Below are 21,636 nucleotides of genomic sequence, written 5' to 3'. Positions count from 1 at the left end.
CTGCCCGGCTTGTCGTCCGCGACCGGGGCGTTGTCCGTGACCTGGTCCTGGTTCTTGGGCTCATTGCTGGTGCAGGCCGTCAGCAGCGCGCCGGCGGAAACGGCTGCCGTGCCGAACAGCAGTGCTCTGCGGCTGGTGTCGGGGATTCTTGCCATGGTGGATCGACCCTTCGACTGGGCGTGGTACGTCAGATGGAGGAAGTGGGGTGCCGGACGGCGGTGTCAGGGCCCGCCGTCCGGCGGTGCGCTGAACGGCGTCAGGCGTCGCCGCCGCGCAGTGATCGGCGCTGTACCAGGACGGCGGCGACGATGATGGCGCCCTTCGCGATCTGCTGGACAGCGGTCTCCAGGTTGTTCAGAGCGAAGATGTTGGTGATCGTGGTGAAGACCAGGACCCCGAGGACGGAGCCGATGATGGTGCCGCGACCGCCGCTGAGCAGGGTGCCGCCGATGATCGCCGCGGCGATGGCGTCCAGCTCGTAGAGGTTGCCGTTGGTGTTCTGACCCGAGCCGGCGAGCACGATCAGCATGAACGCGGCGATACCGCAGCACAGTCCGGACAGCAGGTACAGGTACAGACGCTGGCGGCGGACGTCGATGCCGGCGAGGCGTGCCGCTTCCGCGTTGCCGCCGACCGCGACGGTGCGGCGGCCGAAGGTGGTGTGGTTGAGCAGCAGCCAGCCGATGACGGTGACCGCGGCGAAGATCAGCACCAGGGGCGGGATGCCGAGGATGTAGGCGTCCCGGGCACCGAGATCGAGCACTGATTCGACGGTCACGATCTGGGTGCTGCCGTCCGTGATCTGCAGCGCCAGACCGCGGGCGGAGGCGAGCATGGCCAGCGTCGCAATGAACGGCACCATCCGGCCGTAGGCGATCAGCACGCCGTTCACGAGACCGCAGCCCACACCGACGATCACCGCGGTGAAGAGGATGCCCGCGAAGCCGAACTCCTGGGTGGCCACGGTCGTCGCCCACACCGAGGCCAGCGCCACGATCGCGCCGACCGACAGGTCGATCCCGCCGCTGGTGATCACGAACGTCATGCCGACGGTGACGACACCGATCACGGACGCCTGGGTGAGGACGAGTTGCAGATTGCTCGTCGCCAGGAACTCGTCCGGTGCGGTGATCCCGCCGACCGCGACGAGGACCGCGAGGACGCCGATCAGCGACAGACTGCGTACGTCCCACCGCAGACCGAGCGGTCGGCGCGAACTCTCCTTGTCCCCCGCGGACTCGGCGGCGGACGTCGGCGCTTCCTTGTGCGCCGCAGTGGCCGGCTGCGTCATGGCGTCGGGCTCCCTTCCATCACAAGATCAAGTACACGGTGCTCGTCGAGCTCCCGGGCGTCCGCCGTGTGCACGACGCTGCCTTCACGCAGCACCAGCACCCGGTCGGCGAGACCCAGGACTTCGGGCACCTCACTGGACACGAGCAGTACGGCCAGGCCCTCGTCGGCCAGCCGGCGGATCACGGCGTAGAGCTCAGCCCGGGCGCCGATGTCGACACCGCGGGTCGGCTCGTCCAGCAGCAGCACCTTGCAGCCGCGCAACAGCCAGCGTGCGAGCACCGCCTTCTGCTGGTTGCCGCCGGACAGGGTCCTGATCGCGGCATCGGGATTGTCCGGCCGCAGGGACAGTTCCCGAACCGCCCGGTGTGCCGCGGCCCGCTCGGCACGCCGGTCGATCCAGCCCGCACGGGCGAACCGGGACAGGGTGGAGACCGAGACGTTGCTGCTGACCGACTCCAGCATCAGCAGGCCCTGCGCCTTGCGTTCCTCGGGCGCGAGGCCGATACCGGCGCGGACGGCTGCGCGGACGCTGCCGGGGCGCAGCGGGGCGCCGTCGACGAGGACACGGCCGCCGTCGGGCCTGCGGGCCCCGTAGATCGTCTCCAGGATCTCGCTGCGCCCGGACCCGACGAGCCCGGCCAGACCGACGATCTCACCGGGCCGCAGCTCCAGATCGACGGGCGCGAACTCCCCTCGCCGGGTCAGCCCTTCGACCCTCAGCACCGGGTCCCGCTCCGCCGCGAACCCCGTCTCGGGGCGCTCGGGGAAGACGTACTGGACATTCCTCCCGGTCATCAGGGCAACGACCTCATGGGTCGGCGTCGACTCCGCGGGCAGACCGCCGGCGACCGAGCGGCCCTCCTTCAGGACCGTGACCCGGTCGCCGATGCGCCGGATCTCTTCGAGACGGTGGGAGATGTAGACGACGGCGACACCGGCGGCCGTCAGATCGGACACGATCCTGAAGAGGTTGTCGACCTCCTCGGGGTCGAGCGCGGCGGACGGCTCGTCCATCACGATCAGCCGAACCTCGTGGGACAGCGCGCGGGCCATCGAGACGATCTGCTGCTGTGCCGCGGACAGGTCCCCGACGAGCCGCGCGGGATCGATCTCCGAGTGCCCGAGGCGCCGTAGCAACTCCGCGGTGGCCGTACGGGCGGTGGAGCCGCGCACGACGAACCCGGCGGACGTCGGTTCATGCCCGAGGAAGACGTTCTCCGCGACGGACAGGCCCTCGATCAGGTCGAGTTCCTGGTAGATGGTGGCGATGCCCAGACGCATGGCGGCGATCGGCGACCCCAGGGACACCGGCCCGCCCTGCCAGGTGATCTCACCGCCGTCGGGTTGGTGAGCTCCGGCGAGCACTTTGATCAGAGTGGACTTGCCGGCGCCGTTCTGGCCGAGGAGGCAGTGGACTTCCCCGGCCTGGACTTCGAGATCCACACCGTCCAGGGCGCGGACGCCCGGGAACGACTTGGTGATACCGGACATGGTGAGCAGGGGTGGTTGTGGTGCCATGAGGAATCCCCTCGGCAGGTGCGGGCCGTGAGCGGGCAGAGCTGGACAGGGTGGTTCGGGTATGTGGGCGGCTCTGACGAACCCGACGGCGCGGTTGTGCGCCGGGGCGTACGGGCAGGGCAGAGCGGGGCCTGACGGCCCGGCAGTCATGGGGTGGTGGGAGCCGCCCGCCGAGGTGTCATGCGGTGGTTACGGCGGTGCTGTGGGTGTTGGGGTGGCTGTACGGGTGTTGCGATGGCGCCATGGGGTTGCCGAGGCGTGATGGGTTGCCCGGACGCCGGTGGTTGCAGTGGCGCCTGGTTGTAGTGGCGCCCTGTGGTTGCAGTGGCGCTCGTGGTGGTCCGCTGCGGCGGGCCCGGCAGTGGTCAGGCCGGAGAGAAGACGTGGTCGCTGATGAGCCGGGCCGCGCCGATGGCACCGGCGGCCGGTCCCAACTCTCCCAGCACGATCGGCAGGTTGCCCGTGGCCAGCGGCAACGACTGCCGGTACACCTGGGTCCGAACACTGGCCAGCAGCGTGTGCCCGAGCCCGGTCACACCGCCGCCGATCACCACCAGTCCCGGATTGAAGAAACTGACAAGCCCGGCGATGACCTGCCCCAGACGCTTCCCGCCCTCCCGGATCAGCTCCAGAGCCACCGTGTCCCCTGCTGCCGCGGCGGCCGACACATCCTCGGCCGTCAGACGCCCGGCCGTCTCCAGCCGGGAAGCAAGCACCGCGGACCGGCCCTCACGCGCGGCCTGCTCCGCGTCAGCGGCCAACGCGGCACCGCTGAAATGCGCCTCCAGACAACCCCGGTTGCCGCACGCGCACGCACGGCCCGCCGGTTCCACCTGGATATGCCCGATGTCGCCGGCGCTACCGGTCGTCCCCCGGTAGACCTCGCCACCGACGACGATCCCGCAGCCGATGCCGGTCCCGATCTTGATGCACAGGAAGTCACCCACGGAACGTGCGACGCCCGCGTGCTGCTCCCCCATCGCCATCAGGTTCACGTCGTTGTCGACCATGACCGGGCAGCCCAGTTCCTGGCTGAGCGCCTCCCGCACCGGGAAGCCGTCCCAGCCCGGCATGATCGGCGGCGCGACCGGCACGCCCTCCGGGAAGCGGACCGGCCCCGGGACGCCGATCCCGGCGCCGTCGAAGCCCTCCGCGAGACCGGAGGCCTTCAGCTTGGCCGCCATCGACAGCACCTGCTCGAAGACCGCGACCGGCCCCTCCCGGACATCCATGGGCTGATTCAGATGCCCCAGGACCTCCAACTCCGCGTTCGTCACGGCGACATCGATCGATGTGGCACCGATATCGACACCGAGGAAGCGCAGCGTCGGCGCGAGCCGGATGTTGTGCGAGCGCCGGCCGCCCCGGCTGGGGGCGAGCCCGTCCGCGACAACCAGCCCCGTCTCCAGCAGCCGGTCCACCTCGACGGCCAGCTTCGAACGGGACAGCTCCACCCGATCGCCCATCTGGGCACGGGAGTTGGACCCGTTGTCACGCAGTAGACGAAGCAGCCGCGCCTGATGCGCGTTCTCAGGTCGAGCAGTCATCCGTCGCACGATCCCTCCTCTCCCCTCGCCCACGGCTGGGGACACAGGCACCTGTCTCCGCCGACTGTGCCATCAGGCTTTCGGGGAGGAACGTAACAACGATTTTCCAGACTGGGAAGTACTTACGCGCGAGTACGGTGCATCTTTTTCCATCTACAGGACAAAGTTCGGACACGGGCTGGCGCCAAGGCGCTCGCTACGGCCGCGCGAAGAATGCTCGGCGGGGTGGACGTCCTGGTGGGCGCGCCTCGACGCGGGGCCCGCTGGGGCGTGACGGTCAGCACGACGACATCGCCCACGCTGTGCTGTTCCTCGTGTCCGACCGGACGAGCTGGCCGGCCGCGAGCAATCTCGTCGTGAACGGTGACGAATTCCCCGCCTTCGCGGCTCTCAGGACACCGGTGAGGAGGAAGCGGACCCGGACCAGGTCTCCTTACGCAGGAGTTCGAGCAGGGCCGTCTCCGCCGGGCCCGCTCCATGCCGGACCACGGCGATGACGGGCTGGAACACGACCGGGGACACCGGGCGCGCCAGGTGCTCGTGACCGTGGGGCACCGCGGAGGCCGGGACGAGCGTGACCCCCAGCCCATGGGCGGCCCAGCGCCGTCTGGGACGCGCGGGCGACCGTGTTCGGGGTCAGATCGTTGTCCCGCAACACGTTCAGCAGTACGGCGTCGGCACCGGCCCGCGCCGTCGCCCTCGCCCGCCGGGCCGCGCCTACCGCGACCTCCGCCTCCCGCAGGAAGGCGCGGCCCCACGGTGGGCACCAGGCCAACCGGCTGATCGTCCAGCGGACGGCCCGGGTCGGACTCCGCCGTGCCAAGGGCATCCCGAGCCGCGACGTCACCCCGGTTGTCTGTGGTGCAGCACGAGAAGTGCGATGTCGTCGGTGCGCTGACCGCTGGTGTCGGCCTTCGTCAGAAGGTTGTCGATGAGCAGTTCCAAGTCCCTGTCGTCGGTGTCGGCGAGGTGGTGTGCGAGGCGGGTGATCGCGTCTTCGATGTCGGCGCCGGGTGTTTCGACGAGGCCGTCGGTGTAGAAGGCGAGCAGCGTTCCCTCGGTGAGGGAGATCTCGGTCACGGGAAAGTCGGCGGTCGGGTCGATGCCCAGGAGCGGTCCGGGCGGCACGACGAGGGGACGGGTGTCGCCGTCGGGGCGACGCAGCAGTGGCGGCGGGTGGCCGGCGCTGGCGAGGGTCGCGCGATGGCGGGCGAAGTCGAGGTGGGCGTACAGGCAGCTGGTGAACAGGTCGGGAGCGATATCGGTGAGCAGCCGGTTGGTGCGGTGGAGGACCTGGTCGGGAGGGGCGCCGAGGGTCGCGTGGGCGTGGACAGCGGTGCGCACCTGGCCCATCAGCGCCGCGGCGGCGGCGTTGTGGCCCTGGACGTCGCCGATGACGGCCCCCGCCGCCGTGTCGCCGAGCCGGATCAGATCGTAGAAGTCCCCGCCGATCTCCATGCCCCGGGTGGCGGGCAGGTAGCGGGCGGCGACCCGCAGCCCGGTGATCTCGGGCAGGCTGCGCGGGAGCAGCGCCTGCTGGAGGCTGTGGGCGAGTTCGTGCTTGGTGTCGTACAGGCGGGCGCGGTCGAAGGCCTGGGCGATGAGTCCGGCGAGCGAGGTCATGACGGCGCGTTCCTCGGCGGGGAACTCGTGCGGGCTGTCGTAGGACAGGATGCACACGCCGACGGGTCGGCCGGAGATGATCAGAGGCAGGAACGCCCAGGCCTGCTTTCCGCTGATCCGCGGTGCCTCGGGGTAGGTGCGCCGCATCTCCTCCACATTGGCGAAGAACGCGGGGATGCCGCTGGTGAGGGCCTGCCCGGCCGGGGTGAAGGAGGTGTCGAGGGGGAGGCCGTCGAGGCGCCTGATGGTGTCGGCGGCGTAGCCGCGGTGACCGGTGATCCGCAGCCGGCCGGCGCTCGCGGTGGACAGGACCAGGCCCTGGGCGCCGAAGGCGGGCATGATCTGGTCGGCGACCAGGTCCACGACGTCCTGGACTCCGACGACCTCGGTCAGCGCGGCGGCCAGATGCGTGAGCTGGTAGAGCTGACCGGCGCGGGCCGGTGTGGCGGTGCGCGTGGACCGGCGGGGCGCCGGTGACGGCGGCGCATGGCCGCCGCTGGGAACGATGCGGGCACTGATCCCGCTGGCGTCGGGGTACAGGTGGAATTCCAACCACTGGTCCGGCGGGCGGCACGCGGTGAACGACACCGGCTCACGGCTGATCACCGCGGCACGGTAGCGGTCCTCGATGGTGGGGTCGTCCAGCCAGCGCAGCGACTGCCAGGGGCGGGTGCCCAGCAGCCGGCCCGCATCGCAGCCCAGCAGCTCGCAGGCACCGGAGCTGACGTAGGTGAACCGCCCGTCCAGGTCCACGGCGCAGCTTCCCCCGGGCAGCCGCTCGACGAAGTCGGCGGCGGCCGTGGCCTGGCTCACGAAGCGGTCGCCGGTGGTCGCGGTCACGACGCGCGGCTCACGGCGGGCCGCGGCACCGCCCCGCTCGGCGGCCTCCTCCAGCAGCCGGGCCAGCCGCCGGCAACTGGACGTGATGTTGCCCCGCTCCCGTTGGGTCATGTACGGCGGCCGCGTCGTGGCGGGCCACATCAGCAGCAGGCAGCCCCACTGCCGCACCCCGCTGACCGGCGCGGCGACCAGCGCCAACGGGTAGGGAAGCACGATCGCGGTGCGTGAGTAGGAGCGGGCCATCTCCTCCTGACCGCTCACCCACACCAGCCGGTTCTCACGGACGGCGTCGGCGACGGGCGCCGGAGCGGCGAGCGGCACCCTGGCCCACGGTGCGGCGAACTCCAGCGGCGCTCCGCACAGCACGTCCAGACACAGCAGCTGTTCGTCCGGTGCGAGCAGGTACAGAGCGCCGATGGAGGCGCCGGTCGCGCGCACGGTCTGCGCGAACGCGGCATCCAGCGCATCGGCGTCCGGGGTCGCATCAGCCGTACCGGTCATGCCATCTGCTCCCCTCGGGGCGCGGTCCGGGGATGACACGTATACCGAGCCCGCCCATATCAGGACGCTACGCCCATGAGGAGCGGTCGGCACGTGGTCCCCGCCCGATTCCTCAGCGGCCGACCCGCGCACAATGTCCGGCTGCCCGGTGAGGCTCCGCTTGTAAGCTTTTGGGATGGTGGAGCGGTGTGAGGAGTGGGTGACGGCCGCACCGGTGCCGCCGCTGCGGCCGTTCATCGAGCGCTACTGCGGCTACCGGCTCACGGGGTTTCCGCCCGCTGTGCACCGCGGCCTGCCGTCACGGCATATGACCTTCATCGTCAGCATCGGCGACGACATCGACGTGGTGGCTCAGACGGATCCGGCGCAGCCCCCGCAGCACTACGGATGTGTGCTCAGCGGCCTCCAGGCTTCGTCGGCGCTGATCTCTCACAGCGGCGACCAGGAAGGAGTGGCGGTCGAGCTCACGCCCCTCGGCAGCCGGGCCCTGTTCGGCATGCCTGCGGGCGAGCTGTGGAACGTCTCGGTCGAGCTCGGGGATGTGGTCGGGGCCACCGGCCGCGAACTGTGGGAACGCCTGCAGACAACCGTCGGCTGGGAGAACCGATTCGCCGTCTGCGACGCCGTCCTGGGCCGCTTGGCCGGGGACGGCGCGCCGGCGCCCGAGCTGCGCTTCGCGTGGGAAACGGTGGTCGCCTCCAGGGGCGAGGTGTCCGTCCGTGACCTGGCCGACGAGAGCGGGTGGAGCCGCCAGCACCTCGCCCGCCGCTTCCGCAGCGAGTTCGGCCTGTCGCCGAAGCTCGCGGCCCGGGTGGTGCGGTTCGAGCGGGCCCAGCAGATGCTGCGACGTTCCCCGCCGTTCGTGTCGATCGCCCAGGTGGCGGCGGCGTGCGGGTACTACGACCAGGCGCATCTGAACCGGGACTTCGTCGCGCTGGCCGGCTGCACGCCGACCGAGCTGCTCGCGGGGGATGTTCCATCCGTCCAAGACAGTCGCGGTGGCGCCGGGGCATCGTCACTGCATGAACGCAACCACCACGACAACGACAACGACCCTCTGGCCGTGCCTCACCTACCGTGACGCGCGCGGCGCGATCGCCTTTCTGACCGATGTCTTCGGCTTCCAGGAGACCGCGGTCCACACCCGGGAGGACGCCCCGTCGATCGTCGAGCACGCCGAGCTGCGCTGGCCGCTCGGCGGTGGCGTGATGCTGGGGACCGCCGCCAAGGACGAGTCCGCCTGGGGGCGACGCTCCCCTGGCAACGACGCGGTGTACGTCGTGTGCGACGAGCCCGACACGCTCTTCGACCGAGCCGTCGCCGCCGGTGCCGAGATCGTGCGCGGCCTTGTCGACGAGGACTACGGCTCACGCGGCTTCACCGTCCGCGACACCGAAGGCAACCTCTGGAGCTTCGGCACCTATCGGGGCGAGGGCGCGGCACCGAAGGCCGATCGCGAAACCTTCGCCGCCCTGCTCGACGAATGGGCCGCCGCCATCGTCTCCAACGACGCCGAGGCGATCGGACGCTTCGCCACCCCGGACTGGATGTTCGTCGCCGACAACGGCATCACGCCGGGCTCGACCTTCCTCGAACTGGTGGCATCCGGCGACCTGACCCATCGGACCATGAACCTCGAAGTTGAACGCGTGGCGTCGGTGTCCGACTCGACGGTGCTGGTGACGACCCATGGCACCAACAGCGGCGCCTTCCGCGGCGAGCCGTTCACCGCGGACGAGTGGGCCACCGACGTGTTCGTGTGGGACGGCGAGCGCTGGCGGTGCACGCTGACCCAGCTGACGCCGGTCAAGTCGCCGCAGTCCGCAACCCCCTGACCCGCCACCCCTTCCTCAGCAACTCCTCGTTGGTTTCGCGCAGGTGGGTCGCGGCACGCCGGGCTGGAGCATCAGCCGCGCCCGGAGGTGGGAGCAAGTACCGGCTCAGGGCCAGGCGGCACGTCAGCGTGCTCCACGCTGATGCGGGGCAGTCGCCGGTCGAGCCAGCGGGGCAGCCACCAGTTGGCGCCTGCCATCAGCGCCATGGCCGCGGGAACGAGCACCATCCGGACGACCGTCGCGTCGAGCACGATCGCAGTCGCCAGGCCCAGGCCCATCATCTTGACGAGCGGTGAGGGATTGGCGACGAAGCTGAGGAACACCACCGTCATGATCAGCGCGGCGGAGGTGATCACACGTCCCGTGGCCGCGATACCGCGCGCCACCGACTCGGTGGTGTCACCCGTGATGTCGTACTCCTCGCGGACCCGCGAGAGCAGGAACACCTCGTAGTCCATCGACAGTCCGAACAGGACCGCGAAGAAGATCGTCGGCAGGGGCGAAACGATCGGGAAGGTCCCCTCGAGGTTGAACAGGGCTCCGAGCCATCCCCACTGGAAGACGGCGACCACGACGCCGTATGCGCCACCGATGGACAGCAGGTTCACCACGGCGGCTTTCACCGGTATCGCGATGGAGCGGAACACGAGCATCAACAGCAAGAACGAAGACACCAGGATCGCGCCGACGAACACCGGCAGGGTGTCGGCGAGTTGCCGGGTGAGGTCGTCGGTCATGGCGGTCATGCCGGACACAGCGACGTTGTCCGGGACGAGATCGCGGATGCGCTCAAGCGTCGCGGACGTCTCGGCGTCCGCGGGCGCAGTGGTGGGCAGCGTGGGCAGCACCACGGTGTCCCCGGCCGCGGACGTCTGGGGCTCACCGACGGTGGCAATGCCGGGGTCGGCGGCGATGCGCTTGGACAGTGCGGGGATGTCCTGGGCGTCCGCGCCGGGGCTGCGCAGGTCGGCGACGACCAGGAGCGGGGCGTTGACGCCGGGACCGAATCCCTCCGTCAGCAGGTCGTAGGCGCGGCGATGGGTGGTGGTGGTCGCGTCGTTGCCCGCGTCAGGGAAGCCCGTCTCCATCCGCAGCGCGGGGGCCGCCAGCGCGAGAAGCGCTGCTGAGGCGACGATCAGGTACGGCCATGGCCGGCCGGACACACGGTGGGCGAAACGCCACCATGCGCTGTCCTCGGAATTCGCGGGGCGCTTGCGGCCCAGGCGTCGTCGCTTGTGGATGCGGTCGCCCAGCAGTGTGAGCAGGGCCGGCAGGAGGGTGAGCGCGGTCGCGACGGCGAAGAGGACGACCAGCGAGGCACTCAGGCCGATCGAGGTCAAAAAGCCCAGGCCGGTCAGCGCGAGGGCCGCCATCGCCACGACGACGGTGCCACCGGCGAAGAGCACGGCCGCGCCTGCGGATGCCATGGCATGGGACAGAGCGGTGGGGTTGTCCTGGCCCGCCGCGTGGTTCTCGCGATAGCGGGCCACGATGAACAGGGCGTAGTCGATGCCGACACCCAGGCCGATCATGGCACCGATGGTGGGGGCGGCGGTGGAGACGTCCATGGCGTTGGCCAGCAGTGTGATGCTGCCCAGGCCCGCGGCGACGGCCACCAGGGCGAGCGCGATGGGCACCAGGGCGGCCACGATCGTGCCGAACGCAACCACCAAGATGATCAGCGCGGTCAGCAGGCCGGCCGCCTCCGCACCCGATGTCGGTGTCTCGGCGTTGATGAAGACGGCGTCACCGCCCAGCTCGGCAACGACACCGTCCTCCCGCAGGGGTTCGATCGCACCGGTCAGCGCATCGATGTAATCGGGATCGACGTTCATCGCGGGCACGTCGAAAGTGATCTGCGCGAATCCGATACGCCCGTTGGGCGAGATCGTGTCGGCCGGGAAGGGATCGGTCACCGTGGCGACGTGCTCCACCTCGGCCATCCGTGCGACCGCCGAGGCGATGGCAGACCGGTGGCGTTCCAGTCGTTGCCCTTCCGGTGCGGCGAAGACGGCCATGGCGCTCCCCCTGGACGCTTCCGGGAAGCGCTCTTCGAGCAGCTCCATCGCCTCTTCGCTCTGGCTGCCGGGAGCGACCAGGTCATCGACGAAGGAGCCGCCGGCCGTCCCGGCCATGGGCAGCACGAGAAGAAGAGCGACCCCCCACGCGGCGATGGTGACCCACGGCCGGCGGACGCTGGCCCTGCCGATGCGTCGAGTAAATCGGTTCATGGCTCCGTGGGCTCCTGTCAGAGGGCTGCCGCCGACGACTTGGCGCGTCGGACGGCAAACGGCGTGAGCGGGTCCATCGTGGGCGCCGCGGCCCTTGCTGTCCCCGGCCGCCGGACGGGTTCGCCGCTCCCGCCCGGGACGGGGAGAGCGACGCGGCGCCTCCCCCTGGAGGCGGAGAACCGGATCCGCCTGCCGACGGGTGACGACCTCTTGGGCCTGCACATACGATGACGATTCAGGCTCATTGACAATCGAGGCCGGAGCACCGGAAGCCCTGTAATGGAGCGATGATGAACCGCACGGCACAGCCTGCCCGGACGCCAGTCCGCAGCGTGCCGTCCAAGTTCCATGGCCCCTTCGTCCGCTGGCCGCGGGCCGCGGACGCCACCCTCGCCCTCGCCATGTTTCTGGCAGCGACGTTCCTGGAGGAAGCCCCGGGAGACGCCATGGCCGTCCGCCCGGTCCTCGACGTCCCCCTGCCGGTCCTCCTGCTCTTCTCGGCGGCCGGCGCGGCACTGTACTGGCGTCGGCGCAAGCCAACAGCAGTCCTGTGCGTGGCTCTCGCGTCGTGGGCCCCGACGCTGGGCAGCAGTTACTCCACCCTGGGCGGGATCGTGATCGTCGCGCTGTACAGCGTCGGACGGCACGCCGACGACAGGCGGTGGGGCCCCCTCGGCGTCGTCGCGGCCGCCGCCTTGGTCACGATCGACGGCCTGCTCCATTCCGTTCCCGGCGGCGAGATCGGCTTCGGCTGCCTGGTCATGTCCGGGGCCTGGTACATCGGTCGACGCCTGCGCCTGCGCGCCGAGCGCGCTGTCCAGCGCCGTCAGGAGCAGGCCGCTGAGGCACAGCGCATCGTCACCGAGGAACGCACCCACATCGCCCGGGAACTGCACGACGTGGTCGCGCACCGGGTGAGCATGATGACCGTGCAGGCCGGTGCCGCCCGGATGGTGGCCGCCGAAGACCCGCAGGGCGCCCTGGAGGCGATGACGGCGGTCGAGGAAGCCGGACGCCAGGCTCTGGACGAGCTGCGGCACCTGCTGGGAGTGCTGCGTCCCAGGACCGAGCGTGACGGACTCGGTCCACAGCCGGGTCTGACCGATCTGCCCCGGCTCATCGCGCAGGTCCGGGAGGCTGGGCTCGACGTCTCGCTCACCGACGACATCCACGCTCCCCTCCCGGCCCGCGTGGAGCTCTCGGTGTACCGCATCGTCCAGGAGGCGCTGACCAACGTGCTCAAGCACAGCGGACCGCAGACGCACACCGAAGTGCGCCTCAAGCACGACCGGTGCGGCCCCGGCATCACCGTCGAAGTCCTCGACGACGGCAAAGGCGCCGCCCTCCAGTCCGTGTCCGGTGCCGCCCGTGCGGGCATGGGCGGCCACGGAATCGTCGGTATGCGGGAGAGGGCCCTCCTGCTCGGCGGCACTCTCGATGCGGGGCCGCGGCCCGGCGGCGGATTCCGCCTGACCGCCCATCTACCCGTCCAAGGGGAGCCCACGTGACCATCCGCGTCGTCGTCGCCGACGACCAGGCGCTGGTGCGCCGGGGCTTCACCATGATCCTGCGGATCCACGACGACATCGAGGTCGTGGCCGAGGCAGGGACCGGCCTTGAGGCGATCGAAGCAGCACGCCGACAGCGCCCGGACGTGGTCCTCATGGACATCCGCATGCCCGAGATGGACGGCCTCGAAGCAACCTCCCTGATCCTGCGGGAGGCCGACTGGCCGGTGCGGGTACTGATCCTGACCACGTTCGACCCGGACGAATACGTCTACGAGGCGCTGCGCGCCGGAGCCAGCGCCTTCGTCCTCAAGGACATTCCACCGGAGCAGCTCGCCATCGCCGTACGCACCGTGGCCGAGGGAGGAGCCCTGCTGGCGCCCTCGATCACACGGCGGCTCATCGACCAGTTCGCCGAGCACCGCGTCGTCAGCGCTGCCGTCTCGGGCCGCGTGGAGCGGCTCACCGAGCGCGAACGAGAGGTCGTCATCGCCGTCGCCCGGGGCGCGAGCAACTCAGAAATCGCTGAGCAGCTCTTCATCGGTGCCGCAACCGTCAAGTCACATGTGTCGAGCATCCTCGCCAAGCTAGGCCTGCGTGACCGGATCCAGATCGTGATCTTCGCCTACGAGAGCGGACTCGTCGAAGCCGGCGATCACGACGTCGGTCACTGAATCCTCTTGGACCACCCACAGTTCATCCAGATGCTCCGGGTACGTGCCCGATGCCGTACCGCCCCAGGACACCGGACAGACCCAACCCCCTTCCCTGGCCGCCTCAGGGAGATTCCGGGTAAGTCTCATACAGCGCCACCGACTCGGGCGGAAGCACAAAGGAGTGTGCGCACACCATGAAGGTCATCATTGTCGGTGCCGGTGTGCTGGGGGTGAGCGTCGCGAGACAGCTTGCCGCAGTGGGCGTGGAAGTTCTCCTGGTGGATCAGTGGGGAGCCGGCACCGGTACCAGCGCGACCACTTTTGCCTGGACCAACTCCAGCCGGAAACTGGACCCGGACTACCACAGGCTCAACCTCGCGGGGATGGAGGAGCACACCAGGCTTGCCGAGCGCCTGCCTGGCGCGCCGTATTACTTCCCCAGCGGAGCGCTGCAGTGGGCGGACTCCTCAAACGAACCATGGCTCGCCGGCAACGTGGAACGACTGCAGTCCCTCGGCTATCCCGCGCACTGGGTCACATCTGCCGAAGCAACGCGCATCGCAGGCGACCTCCGGATCCCGGAAACCATCACGTGCATCGCTCACTTCCCCATCGAGGGATACGTTCTGCCCGAACTCTTCGTGAGGAACCTTCTGGCCGACGCCGAGCAGCACGGAGCCAGGTTGGTGCTCGGCGAGGTCGTGGCCATCGATGACCGATCTGACGGAGTGTCCGTCGCCCTGGCCGGAGGAGAAACCTTCAACGGCGATCGAATGGTGCTGGCGGCAGGCCGCTGGACGGAACGGCTTGCTGCACGGGCCGGTATCGACATTCCCATGGTGACGGGTACGAGTCGCGGATCGCAGACTGTCGGTCTGCTCGGCGTCGCCAGGACGCCGGAACTCGACCTTCGCTGTGTGATCCACAGCCCTGGCCTGAACCTCCGCCCCGCGGCCGGCGGCCGGACCGTCCTGCAGGCTCTCGATCTGAACGCGGAGGTCGATCCGGCCAACCCTCCATCCGCGGGTGGGAGCCTTGCACGCATCCTCGCCGGGCGATTCTCCGCACTGCTGAGCGAGCCGAGTCGCGCACCGGAGATCGACCTGCGTATCGGCTTACGGTCATTGCCCGTGGATGGCCACAGCGTCGCCGGCTACGCCTCCGGGCACTCCCGGGTCTACTGCCTGGTCTCGCACAGCGGAATCACCCTGGCACCGATTCTGGGACGGCTGGCCGCGAGCGAGATCACCACCGATCAGGAACAGGACCTCCTCCGGCCCTTCCGGCCCACACGCTTCATCGGCGTGCGGCGCTCGGACACCGAGGTCGACCAACACGCCACCGCCCTGGGCGAGCAGTAGCCGATGGCCCCGGCGAGGTTCACTCACGGAACCTGATGGCGTGACAGCAACGAACGCCCGCCACAGACTGCCGCATCAGCGGGCTTCGCCCTCCTCGATCTCGTGCGCCGGCCGAGGGTCGGCACCACGAATGCGGACCGACCCCTCGTTACTCTGGAGGCCTTTCAGGCGGCCGGCGTTGAACCAGGACCCGTCGAGTGGTCGTTCGAGGAATTCGCCGTCCAGACCCTTCATCCAGTGCTCCGGGTCAGCATTCGATGGGCAAGTCCGACTGTAGATCGGGGCCGTCGAGGAGCGCGGGCACCCGCCACAACATCAGAATGAGCCACGAGCCCGCTGGATCCGATCCGGGACCTGGCCCACGACGAAGGGGTGGCCGCGGAGGCCGCTCCCAGGCTGTTGCACCGGCCCGGGGTCGCGTTCAAGGCGATGACTGCGACCGGGCGCGGCAGTCCGGTCAACCATGCCCAGGTCGAGCAGGGCCGTCATGCCCGTGAGGAATTCGAGCGGACCAGCGAATTCGCCCCGGTCATCAGGCATTTCGAGCGGACAGCCGACCCAGCGTGATCACGGGACACGTTGGTGAAGGAGACCAGGGGCCGGCCCCGCCTGTCCGCCCCGCACTCCCCGGGGCCGGCCCCTCCCCGTGTCATGCACCCGGAGGCCATCGGTGCTGGTGGGGATGGGGTGATCTCGCTCGCGCTGGTCATCAACTGCCGCCGGAGCCCTGACCTGAGGAGGTCCACGCCGCGTCGTCACACCCGGCGGCCACCACGAACTGTGTCCCGCATGCCGGCAAGGCACACCCAGCAGACCCCTCACCGCGCTCTGGAGACGTCCGGTCCGACAGACCATCCCCGCCTGATCCAGAGCCCGAAGGGACTCCACCGGATCGGGCAGCGCACAGCTCAGGGCACGTCGCCCTCGACCAGCGGTGTCAACAGGCGTTCTACCGCGCCGTAGGGCTCGATGGCGGACCTGCTGGACGGACAGAGCGAGTACGGCCGCTCGTCGTCGGAGCCCTTGTCGCAGGCGACGGTGACGCCAAGGGCAAGGAAACCCCCCATGGTGAAGGGGACAAGACGACGCCGTAAGGCCGTCCGCCTCCGACAATCCAGTGTCCGCCTCACGCAATCTTCGTACCCAGCCGCCACTACCCGAGTCAATCGCGCACACCACGTTCCCTCAGAGCCCCTACGCGGCCACCACCGCCCGCTCCGCCGGTTGGCTGCCATGGGCCCGACCGAGTCAGAGCGGTCTGGTGGACTCTGCGGCGAAGTCCACCTCGTATGAGGCGCTGTCGGCGAGTGTGTCGCCCATGCGCGGGGGCCCTGCGTGATAGGTTCAGCGTCGCCACGCGCTGTTGTGAACTGAGGAGGTGAGACCGATCAACGCTGTGACAGGTCGGGCCTCCCTCCCCCGCATGGCCTAGGGAGTGCCCGCAGAAGGCATCCCGAAAGGCTTGAAACGCTATGCGCTTCACCTCTGAGACATCCTCCGACGGTGTCTGCGAACGGCTCTTTACCCTCGGTGAGATTCCCGGCGTGCTGTGGACGCCGGAAGGTGCCGCCGGTACGCGCCCCCTTGTCGTGATGGGGCATGGCGGCGGTCAGCACAAGAAGGCTCCCGGCATCCTGGCCCGTGCGCGCCGTTTCGTGACCGCGTGCGATTTCGCGGTGGTGGCGGTCGACGTGCCCGGCCATGGCGACCGGCCCAAGGACGAGGAGTACAACCGGATCGCGACCGAGAACCAGGCTCGCGTGGAGGCCGGGGAAGAGTTGGCTCCGCTGATCGCCAGCTTCCAGGCACTCGTAGCTCGCCAAACCGTCCCTGAATGGCAGGCAGTCCTGGACGCGGTCCAGCAACTCGGGCACGTCGGCGCCGGTCCGGTGGGCTACTGGGGAGTCTCGCTGGGATGCGGACTGGGTGTTCCGTTTGTTGCCGCCGAACCCCGGGTCCACGCCGCGGTGTTGGGCCTGGGCGGGGCCCTGGCCTCGGCCGAGGACGCCGCGCGGATCACCGTCCCGGTGGAGTTCCTGGCGCAGTGGGACGATGAGCGAGTGCCGCGTGACCAGAGCCTGGCACTATTCGACGCGTTGGCCTCAGCCGAGAAGACGCTCCACGCCAACCCCGGCAAGCACGGGGAGATCCCGGACTTCGAGCTGGACAGCACTCTGAGGTTCTTCTCCCGGCACCTCGCCTGACACCGCCGCTTTCAGTCTGCTACGCGCCGATCGGCACCTGTTTCCGATCGGCGCGTTCGGCGAACACTGGTCGACGTGGCAGCGAGAGTTCAGAACCCGTCTTTCAACCGTCCCAGCGTGGAACGGGTTGACCAGAGGGACTACTGATCTCGTGACGGCTGATGTCGTAGGTGGGATCGTGCAACGTTCGTCGACGGTTTTTGCCCCGTGGCAGCGAACCCACAGTCGTACAGGGGCGCCGGCGCAATGCTGTCGGCGCACACCCTCGCGGTGATGGACACCCTGGACCAGGTGCGCGAACGGATCGGGGTGTCCATGGCAAGTCAGCGCCCGGCCGGTGCGCGCGCGGGTCAGGGGCCGGGCAGGACGCCGGTGCGAGCCGGGCCCGCGGATTGAACGCGTAGACCTCCAGCGAGATGCGGTGCAGCACCAGTTCCTCGATGCCGTACCCGACGATCGACCGGGTCGCCTCCGTCCCCAGGCCGTGCCCGTAGGTGCCGGGCACGAGGCAGATGCGGAAGCTGCAACTTTCGTTGCCCTGGTTCCACTCGTTGAGGACCGCCTCGCCGATGACGTTCCCCGTCGCCTGCTCGACCACGGCAAGGTCCAGCCGGTCGTCCTGGTCCTGACGAGTCACCCCGTCACCCACACGTATCCGGAGCAGCCGCACCGGACCGCCGTCGAGGCGACCGCCCGGTGCGGGGGCGGCGGGGTCAATCGGCAGTTGTCACTTCCACAGAGAGGTCGTTGTCGACCGTGTAGTACGGGCTCACGGCGACACCGCCGAGCATGGCAGACGGATACACGAAGATCTCTTTGCGGTCCGCCAGGTCGTCGAAAAGACGGCCGACACGGATGAGGGGCGCTCCCTCGGCGGATCCAGTCTGAACGCTGATGTCCCAGACGCGGTTTCCGGTGGTGTCCGCGTTGATCAACTCCTCGAAGTCCACGGTGAAGGAGAAACGTTGGCCGGCGCTCTCCGCCTGCGGCTCCCGAGTGCGTACAGCGCCGTTGGCACCCCTCGCGCGCAGTCGTACCACGGCTCCCTCGGCGAGCGTGGCGCCATGCAACCGCGCCTTGACGGTCATCGACCGGTCCGTCACGTCAATGCCCTCGACCTCGGCTTGGGCGGTGCGCAACCATGTCCTTACCGCGAGATAGCCATCCTTGGTGGTGTACGGAACCCGCACCGCCACCGGCGACGGCCAGTTGCGGGTGTGTCCGTCGACCAGGGCTCGCAGGTCCCGTAGACCGGGGCGGAGCCGCTGTCGCGGCGCTCCCGGTTCGGGGAGCAGGTACACGTCCCACCGTCCCTCGGTGAGAGGGGGCTGCGGCTCCAGGACAGCGCGCCGGCCACCGTCGTCCACCGCTTCGAGGGGGAGGACACGAAGGGTGTCCTCGGGCTTTCCCTTCTTGGGGCGCAATCGCAGCAGAAGCTGGGCCGGCTGGAGGTCTGATGCCTCAAGTGCGGGAAGTTCAAAGGTGATTCGGCCGTCCGCGTCGGCCGTGCAGTGGGCACGAAGCTGCGCGTCATGTGTCGTGTCATGCGCCATGTCCTGTTCCCCGTTCATCGCTGTCCCCTCCGGACCGCGCGCAGCGCACTGCCGGCCGCGGCATGGGCGGCGTCTCGCGCGGCGAAGCCCCGGCTGATCAGGGCGCGATGTATCCGGTCGCGTTCCGGTGCGACCGGCCGCCCAGCCCTTCTCGCCGATATCGCCTCGCCGATCAGGCGTTCGGCCTGCTCCACGACGGGGACCGGGGCGAAGCGTCGCGCGTTCTCCATGGCCGTACGGCCCATCCGTCGGCGCCGCTCGTCGTCACCGACGAGTTCCAGCAGAGCGTCGGCCAGCGCTTCACGGTCCCCGACCGGCACCAGTCGGCCGTCGACCCCGTCCTTGATGATCTCGCCCGGTCCGTGCGGGCAGTCGGTGCTTACCACGGGGAGTCCGCAGCGCATCGCCTCGACGATGGTCATGCCGAAAGGCTCGAAATTGGACGCGGCCGCGCCGATCGATCCCTTCACCCACTCCGCCTCCATCGGGGCGGCCGCACCCATCAGGAAGACGCTGTCGCACAAGCCCAGGCTCTGGATGAGCTGACGCAGCCGGGCGTGTTCCTCCCCTTTTCCATAGATCCGCAGCTGCCAGTCCGGGTGTTCGGCGGCCACCCGGGCGAACGCCTCGACGAGCAGGTCGTAACGTTTCACCGGAACCAGCCGACCCGCCGCGACGACCACCTTCGCCCGGCCGTCCGCGGCGGGCAGCACCGGATCGGGGACGCTGTTGGCAAGCGCCGCCACCCTGACGCCGGGCAACCACATCTTGCGCCGGTAGGCGGCAGCGTCCGCCTCCGTGACCGTGGTGAGCACGTCGAGGTGCCGGTAGGCCTGGCGCAATGTGGTGCGCAGCGACGGTGAGTGGTTGTCGAGGGTGAGGTGCTCCTGCCCGATGCGGATGACGTGTCGCGGGGCCTGAAGTGCCAGGTGCACGTTGAGCCCGGGGCGAGTGCCGATGACCACGTCGGCGTCGGTCGCCGCCAGGCACTCACCGATCCGCTGATCGGTCAACTCGCTGTACTGCTCGTAACGGTACTCGGCGGCCGGAAACACTCTCGCAGGTCTCAGATGAAGTGGGTGGTCCTTTTCCTTCCGCAGGTCCACCAGCGGTCGTAGCGAAACTCTCGGGTCCAGGGTGAAGTTCGGGCGCTCCCGATGGCGTAACACCGAGACGATCTCCACATCGTGCCGCGCGGCCAGCGCCTGGGCCAGATTGAAGGTCGTGGTGATCGTGCCTCCGATGCCGTAGGCGTTGTGTATCAGGAAAGAGATCTTCATGGCGGACTAGACCTCCTCAACCCCTTTCCAGTTGCCCGCCGTTATCGCTTTGTTCTCTTTCCGATCAGGCGTCTGGAAGGCCGGGGCCGAGGCTCGACCGGCCTCGATCTTGTTGGACGGTCGACTCGTAGCGGACGGCGAGCTTGTCGGACCTGGTCGCGACGCCTCTGGCCTGCTTCAACAGGCCCATCCGGCATTCGACTTTGTGTCTGCGCTTGTACATCTCGCGATCGAAGCCGGGCGGGCGGCCACCGGCCGAGCCTCGGCGGATCCGGTGGCCGGCCTGATCGCGCCTCTCCGGGATGGTGTGCGCGATCCCGCGTTTGCGCAGGTTGGAGCGGATCTGGCGCGACGAGTACGCCCGGTCCGCGAGCACATGCTCCGGGCGGGTGCGCGGAGGTCCACCGCCGACCCGGGGTACGCGGATTTGTTCATGACCTGCTCGAAGACCGGTGCGTCACCCCGCTGGCCGGCGGTGATGACGGCGGCGAGAACGTGGAAGGAGGCGTCTACGGCGAGGTGAATCTTGGTGGTCAGCCCGACGCGCGAGCGTCCGAGGCGGTGGTCGTCCGGCTCGGCCGCCGAGCCGTCCGGAGGCGTCCGGCTCGGATCATGAGCCCCTTTTTGCGGGCCCCGGCGGCGTGCTGGTGAGCTCGGCAGACGGTGGAGTCGATCGAGACCTCCCACTCGATGATGCCGTCGGCATCGGCCGTGACCTGCAGCTTCTTCAGGATGCTGGGCCAGGTCCCGTCGATCTGCAAGCACCGGAACACCGCATACGCCGTCTACCAGGGACCGTATCGCTCGGGCACGTCCCGCCAGGGCGAGCCAGTCCGAGCCCGCCACCATATCCCGTCGAAGACCTGTCGCCGATCCCTCGGCGGCCGGCCCATCTTCGGTATCGGCGGCAACAACCGCTCCAGCCGCTCCCACTGTGCATCCGTCAGATCGCCACGAGACATTCGAAGATCGTTTCACGATCTTGATCAACACCTCAGACACGCCCGCACGGCCCATCCGAGACCCAACCCGAAGGTCAGACGATCGGCGCGCTCACGATCCCGCCGCTCGAGCGCCTCCAGTCGTATGCCACGCTCGCACTGTACGTACCGCATGCGTCCTCCGCTGTCGATTGCGCAACGGCCTCGATGCGCCTTGCTACCTCTCCTCGTTCCCCTCGCAGCGACCCTCTGCCTCACCATCGGAGATCTCGTGTGCCGACCGGCTGCCGGTGCACCACAAGCGGAACCGCATCCAGGCGCACAATCGAGAGCAGGCTTGCCGCGGTCGGCGTCTGCGGCGAGCGCGTCACGCCAGGCGACGCCCGCGATTACGTTCGTGCCTCCGGTGTCCTGGCCGGTCCTAGGCGGGTGTCCGCGCGTCCACGTCGGTGCAGGTCATCGACTATGGCCCCGAGCGGAATCGGGAGCGCGCCTTACGCCGCGTACCAAGCACCGACGCAGGTCACTGTCACACGAGCAGCGCGTCGAGCTCCGGAAGTCGGCCGAACAGGTCGGGGAGGCCGCGCACCCCGTTGCGCACGGACTCGTGCGACAGCGCGAGGTCAGGGCCGGTGCTCGCCTCGACACCGGCGAGGCACCGGAGGATGTTCCACCTCGTGTGCCCCAGCCAGCCGCCGATCATGAACACAAACCAGCTTGGACCTGACGGCGGCAGCGCTCCGCC

19 protein-coding genes and 2 pseudogenes are annotated in these 21,636 nt (G+C 69.3%); 7 read left to right on the top strand and 14 right to left on the bottom strand.

Features of this window, described 5'->3' with window-relative positions; all coding sequences use genetic code 11:
- From H4N64_RS46045 to H4N64_RS41545, 6 genes and pseudogenes are all read right to left on the bottom strand, one after another.
- Window positions 1-155: pseudogene (locus H4N64_RS46045) on the bottom strand (sugar ABC transporter substrate-binding protein); the annotation flags it as partial.
- Window positions 156-256: 101 nt separating this feature from the next.
- Window positions 257-1,291 carry an ABC transporter permease gene (locus H4N64_RS41565; protein WP_186287819.1) on the bottom strand — a complete coding sequence of 345 codons (1,035 nt, stop codon included), beginning with the start codon at window positions 1,289-1,291 and terminating at the stop codon, window positions 257-259.
- Complete coding sequence (locus H4N64_RS41560) at window positions 1,288-2,811, bottom strand: sugar ABC transporter ATP-binding protein (RefSeq protein ID WP_186287818.1); 1,524 nt, start codon at window positions 2,809-2,811, stop codon at window positions 1,288-1,290. Before H4N64_RS41560 ends, H4N64_RS41565 begins: the two co-directional genes overlap by 4 nt.
- A gap of 365 nt (window positions 2,812-3,176) precedes the next feature.
- On the bottom strand, window positions 3,177-4,358 hold the full coding sequence (locus H4N64_RS41555) for an ROK family transcriptional regulator (protein WP_186287817.1): 1,182 nt from the start codon (window positions 4,356-4,358) through the stop codon (window positions 3,177-3,179).
- Window positions 4,359-4,748: 390 nt separating this feature from the next.
- The gene (locus H4N64_RS47075) at window positions 4,749-4,880 is read right to left on the bottom strand and encodes a hypothetical protein (protein ID WP_260860292.1); all 132 of its coding nucleotides are present in this window, start codon (window positions 4,878-4,880) and stop codon (window positions 4,749-4,751) included.
- Window positions 4,881-5,201: 321 nt separating this feature from the next.
- Window positions 5,202-7,322 (bottom strand): SpoIIE family protein phosphatase, encoded by a 2,121-nt coding sequence (locus H4N64_RS41545; protein WP_186287816.1) that lies wholly within the window; start codon window positions 7,320-7,322, stop codon window positions 5,202-5,204.
- 175 nt (window positions 7,323-7,497) lie between these two features.
- Between H4N64_RS41545 and H4N64_RS41540 the strand changes: the two genes are divergently transcribed.
- The gene (locus H4N64_RS41540; protein ID WP_222110019.1) at window positions 7,498-8,403 is read left to right on the top strand and encodes a helix-turn-helix transcriptional regulator; all 906 of its coding nucleotides are present in this window, start codon (window positions 7,498-7,500) and stop codon (window positions 8,401-8,403) included.
- Window positions 8,345-9,157, top strand: coding sequence for a DUF4440 domain-containing protein (locus H4N64_RS41535; RefSeq protein WP_186287815.1), 813 nt, complete (start codon window positions 8,345-8,347; stop codon window positions 9,155-9,157). Before H4N64_RS41540 ends, H4N64_RS41535 begins: the two co-directional genes overlap by 59 nt.
- Window positions 9,158-9,228: 71 nt before the next feature.
- Here H4N64_RS41535 and H4N64_RS41530 read toward each other — a convergent pair whose 3' ends face one another.
- Window positions 9,229-11,388, bottom strand: coding sequence for an MMPL family transporter (locus H4N64_RS41530; RefSeq protein WP_186287814.1), 2,160 nt, complete (start codon window positions 11,386-11,388; stop codon window positions 9,229-9,231).
- A 332-nt stretch (window positions 11,389-11,720) separates the two neighbouring features.
- On the opposite strand from H4N64_RS41530, the gene H4N64_RS46610 reads away from it, so the two are divergent.
- The 3 genes from H4N64_RS46610 (at window position 11,721) to H4N64_RS41515 (ending at window position 14,913) form a co-directional block, all read left to right on the top strand.
- On the top strand, window positions 11,721-12,896 hold the full coding sequence (locus H4N64_RS46610) for a sensor histidine kinase (protein ID WP_222110018.1): 1,176 nt from the start codon (window positions 11,721-11,723) through the stop codon (window positions 12,894-12,896).
- Window positions 12,893-13,570 (top strand): response regulator, encoded by a 678-nt coding sequence (locus H4N64_RS41520; protein ID WP_186287812.1) that lies wholly within the window; start codon window positions 12,893-12,895, stop codon window positions 13,568-13,570. Before H4N64_RS46610 ends, H4N64_RS41520 begins: the two co-directional genes overlap by 4 nt.
- 176 nt (window positions 13,571-13,746) lie before the next feature.
- Window positions 13,747-14,913 (top strand): NAD(P)/FAD-dependent oxidoreductase, encoded by a 1,167-nt coding sequence (locus H4N64_RS41515; RefSeq protein ID WP_186287811.1) that lies wholly within the window; start codon window positions 13,747-13,749, stop codon window positions 14,911-14,913.
- A 75-nt stretch (window positions 14,914-14,988) separates the two neighbouring features.
- On the opposite strand, the gene H4N64_RS41510 is transcribed toward H4N64_RS41515, so the two are convergent.
- On the bottom strand, window positions 14,989-15,147 hold the full coding sequence (locus H4N64_RS41510) for a hypothetical protein (protein ID WP_186287810.1): 159 nt from the start codon (window positions 15,145-15,147) through the stop codon (window positions 14,989-14,991).
- Window positions 15,148-15,249: 102 nt separating this feature from the next.
- Between H4N64_RS41510 and H4N64_RS47070 the strand changes: the two genes are divergently transcribed.
- The gene (locus H4N64_RS47070; RefSeq protein WP_418896337.1) at window positions 15,250-15,480 is read left to right on the top strand and encodes a DUF6192 family protein; all 231 of its coding nucleotides are present in this window, start codon (window positions 15,250-15,252) and stop codon (window positions 15,478-15,480) included.
- 341 nt (window positions 15,481-15,821) lie between these two features.
- Here the strand turns inward: H4N64_RS47070 and H4N64_RS41505 are convergent, their stop codons facing one another.
- The gene (locus H4N64_RS41505) at window positions 15,822-15,980 is read right to left on the bottom strand and encodes a hypothetical protein (RefSeq protein ID WP_186287809.1); all 159 of its coding nucleotides are present in this window, start codon (window positions 15,978-15,980) and stop codon (window positions 15,822-15,824) included.
- A 405-nt stretch (window positions 15,981-16,385) separates the two neighbouring features.
- Between H4N64_RS41505 and H4N64_RS41500 the strand changes: the two genes are divergently transcribed.
- Window positions 16,386-17,117, top strand: coding sequence for a dienelactone hydrolase family protein (locus H4N64_RS41500; RefSeq protein WP_186287808.1), 732 nt, complete (start codon window positions 16,386-16,388; stop codon window positions 17,115-17,117).
- Between the two features lie 103 nt (window positions 17,118-17,220).
- Here the strand turns inward: H4N64_RS41500 and H4N64_RS46025 are convergent, their stop codons facing one another.
- The 5 genes and pseudogenes from H4N64_RS46025 to H4N64_RS41475 all read right to left on the bottom strand — a co-directional run.
- Window positions 17,221-17,754, bottom strand: a complete 534-nt coding sequence (locus tag H4N64_RS46025) for a GNAT family N-acetyltransferase (protein WP_336246951.1) — start codon at window positions 17,752-17,754, stop codon at window positions 17,221-17,223.
- 76 nt (window positions 17,755-17,830) lie between these two features.
- Window positions 17,831-18,688, bottom strand: coding sequence for a transferase (locus H4N64_RS41490; protein WP_186287807.1), 858 nt, complete (start codon window positions 18,686-18,688; stop codon window positions 17,831-17,833).
- A complete protein-coding gene (locus tag H4N64_RS41485; RefSeq protein WP_186287806.1) occupies window positions 18,685-19,950 on the bottom strand; it encodes a glycosyltransferase family 4 protein in 1,266 nt (421 codons plus the stop codon). The genes H4N64_RS41490 and H4N64_RS41485 overlap by 4 nt, the downstream gene beginning before the upstream one ends.
- A 64-nt stretch (window positions 19,951-20,014) precedes the next feature.
- Window positions 20,015-20,912 (bottom strand): annotated as a pseudogene (locus tag H4N64_RS41480) (IS5 family transposase).
- 508 nt (window positions 20,913-21,420) lie between these two features.
- Window positions 21,421-21,636 (bottom strand): hypothetical protein (locus tag H4N64_RS41475; RefSeq protein ID WP_222110016.1); only part of this gene is annotated, 216 nt, incomplete at its 5' end.

Origin of the sequence: Streptomyces cupreus (assembly GCF_014257025.1) — a bacterium.
In the GTDB taxonomy this organism is placed as follows: domain Bacteria; phylum Actinomycetota; class Actinomycetes; order Streptomycetales; family Streptomycetaceae; genus Streptomyces; species Streptomyces cupreus.
This window is presented reverse-complemented; position numbering and strand designations above follow the sequence as displayed.

What these genes read in the sequence shown, in the direction of transcription:
- H4N64_RS41565 (WP_186287819.1), bottom strand. Translation starts at nt 1,291, where the DNA reads ATGACGCAGCCGGCCACTGCGGCGCACAAGGAAGCGCCGACGTCCGCC.
- H4N64_RS41560 (WP_186287818.1), bottom strand. Translation starts at nt 2,811, where the DNA reads ATGGCACCACAACCACCCCTGCTCACCATGTCCGGTATCACCAAGTCG.
- H4N64_RS41555 (WP_186287817.1), bottom strand. Translation starts at nt 4,358, where the DNA reads ATGACTGCTCGACCTGAGAACGCGCATCAGGCGCGGCTGCTTCGTCTA.
- H4N64_RS41545 (WP_186287816.1), bottom strand. Translation starts at nt 7,322, where the DNA reads ATGACCGGTACGGCTGATGCGACCCCGGACGCCGATGCGCTGGATGCC.
- H4N64_RS41540 (WP_222110019.1), top strand. Translation starts at nt 7,498, where the DNA reads ATGGTGGAGCGGTGTGAGGAGTGGGTGACGGCCGCACCGGTGCCGCCG.
- H4N64_RS41535 (WP_186287815.1), top strand. Translation starts at nt 8,345, where the DNA reads ATGAACGCAACCACCACGACAACGACAACGACCCTCTGGCCGTGCCTC.
- H4N64_RS41530 (WP_186287814.1), bottom strand. Translation starts at nt 11,388, where the DNA reads ATGAACCGATTTACTCGACGCATCGGCAGGGCCAGCGTCCGCCGGCCG.
- H4N64_RS41515 (WP_186287811.1), top strand. Translation starts at nt 13,747, where the DNA reads ATGAAGGTCATCATTGTCGGTGCCGGTGTGCTGGGGGTGAGCGTCGCG.
- H4N64_RS41510 (WP_186287810.1), bottom strand. Translation starts at nt 15,147, where the DNA reads ATGAAGGGTCTGGACGGCGAATTCCTCGAACGACCACTCGACGGGTCC.
- H4N64_RS41505 (WP_186287809.1), bottom strand. Translation starts at nt 15,980, where the DNA reads ATGGGGGGTTTCCTTGCCCTTGGCGTCACCGTCGCCTGCGACAAGGGC.
- H4N64_RS41500 (WP_186287808.1), top strand. Translation starts at nt 16,386, where the DNA reads ATGCGCTTCACCTCTGAGACATCCTCCGACGGTGTCTGCGAACGGCTC.
- H4N64_RS41490 (WP_186287807.1), bottom strand. Translation starts at nt 18,688, where the DNA reads ATGAACGGGGAACAGGACATGGCGCATGACACGACACATGACGCGCAG.
- H4N64_RS41485 (WP_186287806.1), bottom strand. Translation starts at nt 19,950, where the DNA reads ATGAAGATCTCTTTCCTGATACACAACGCCTACGGCATCGGAGGCACG.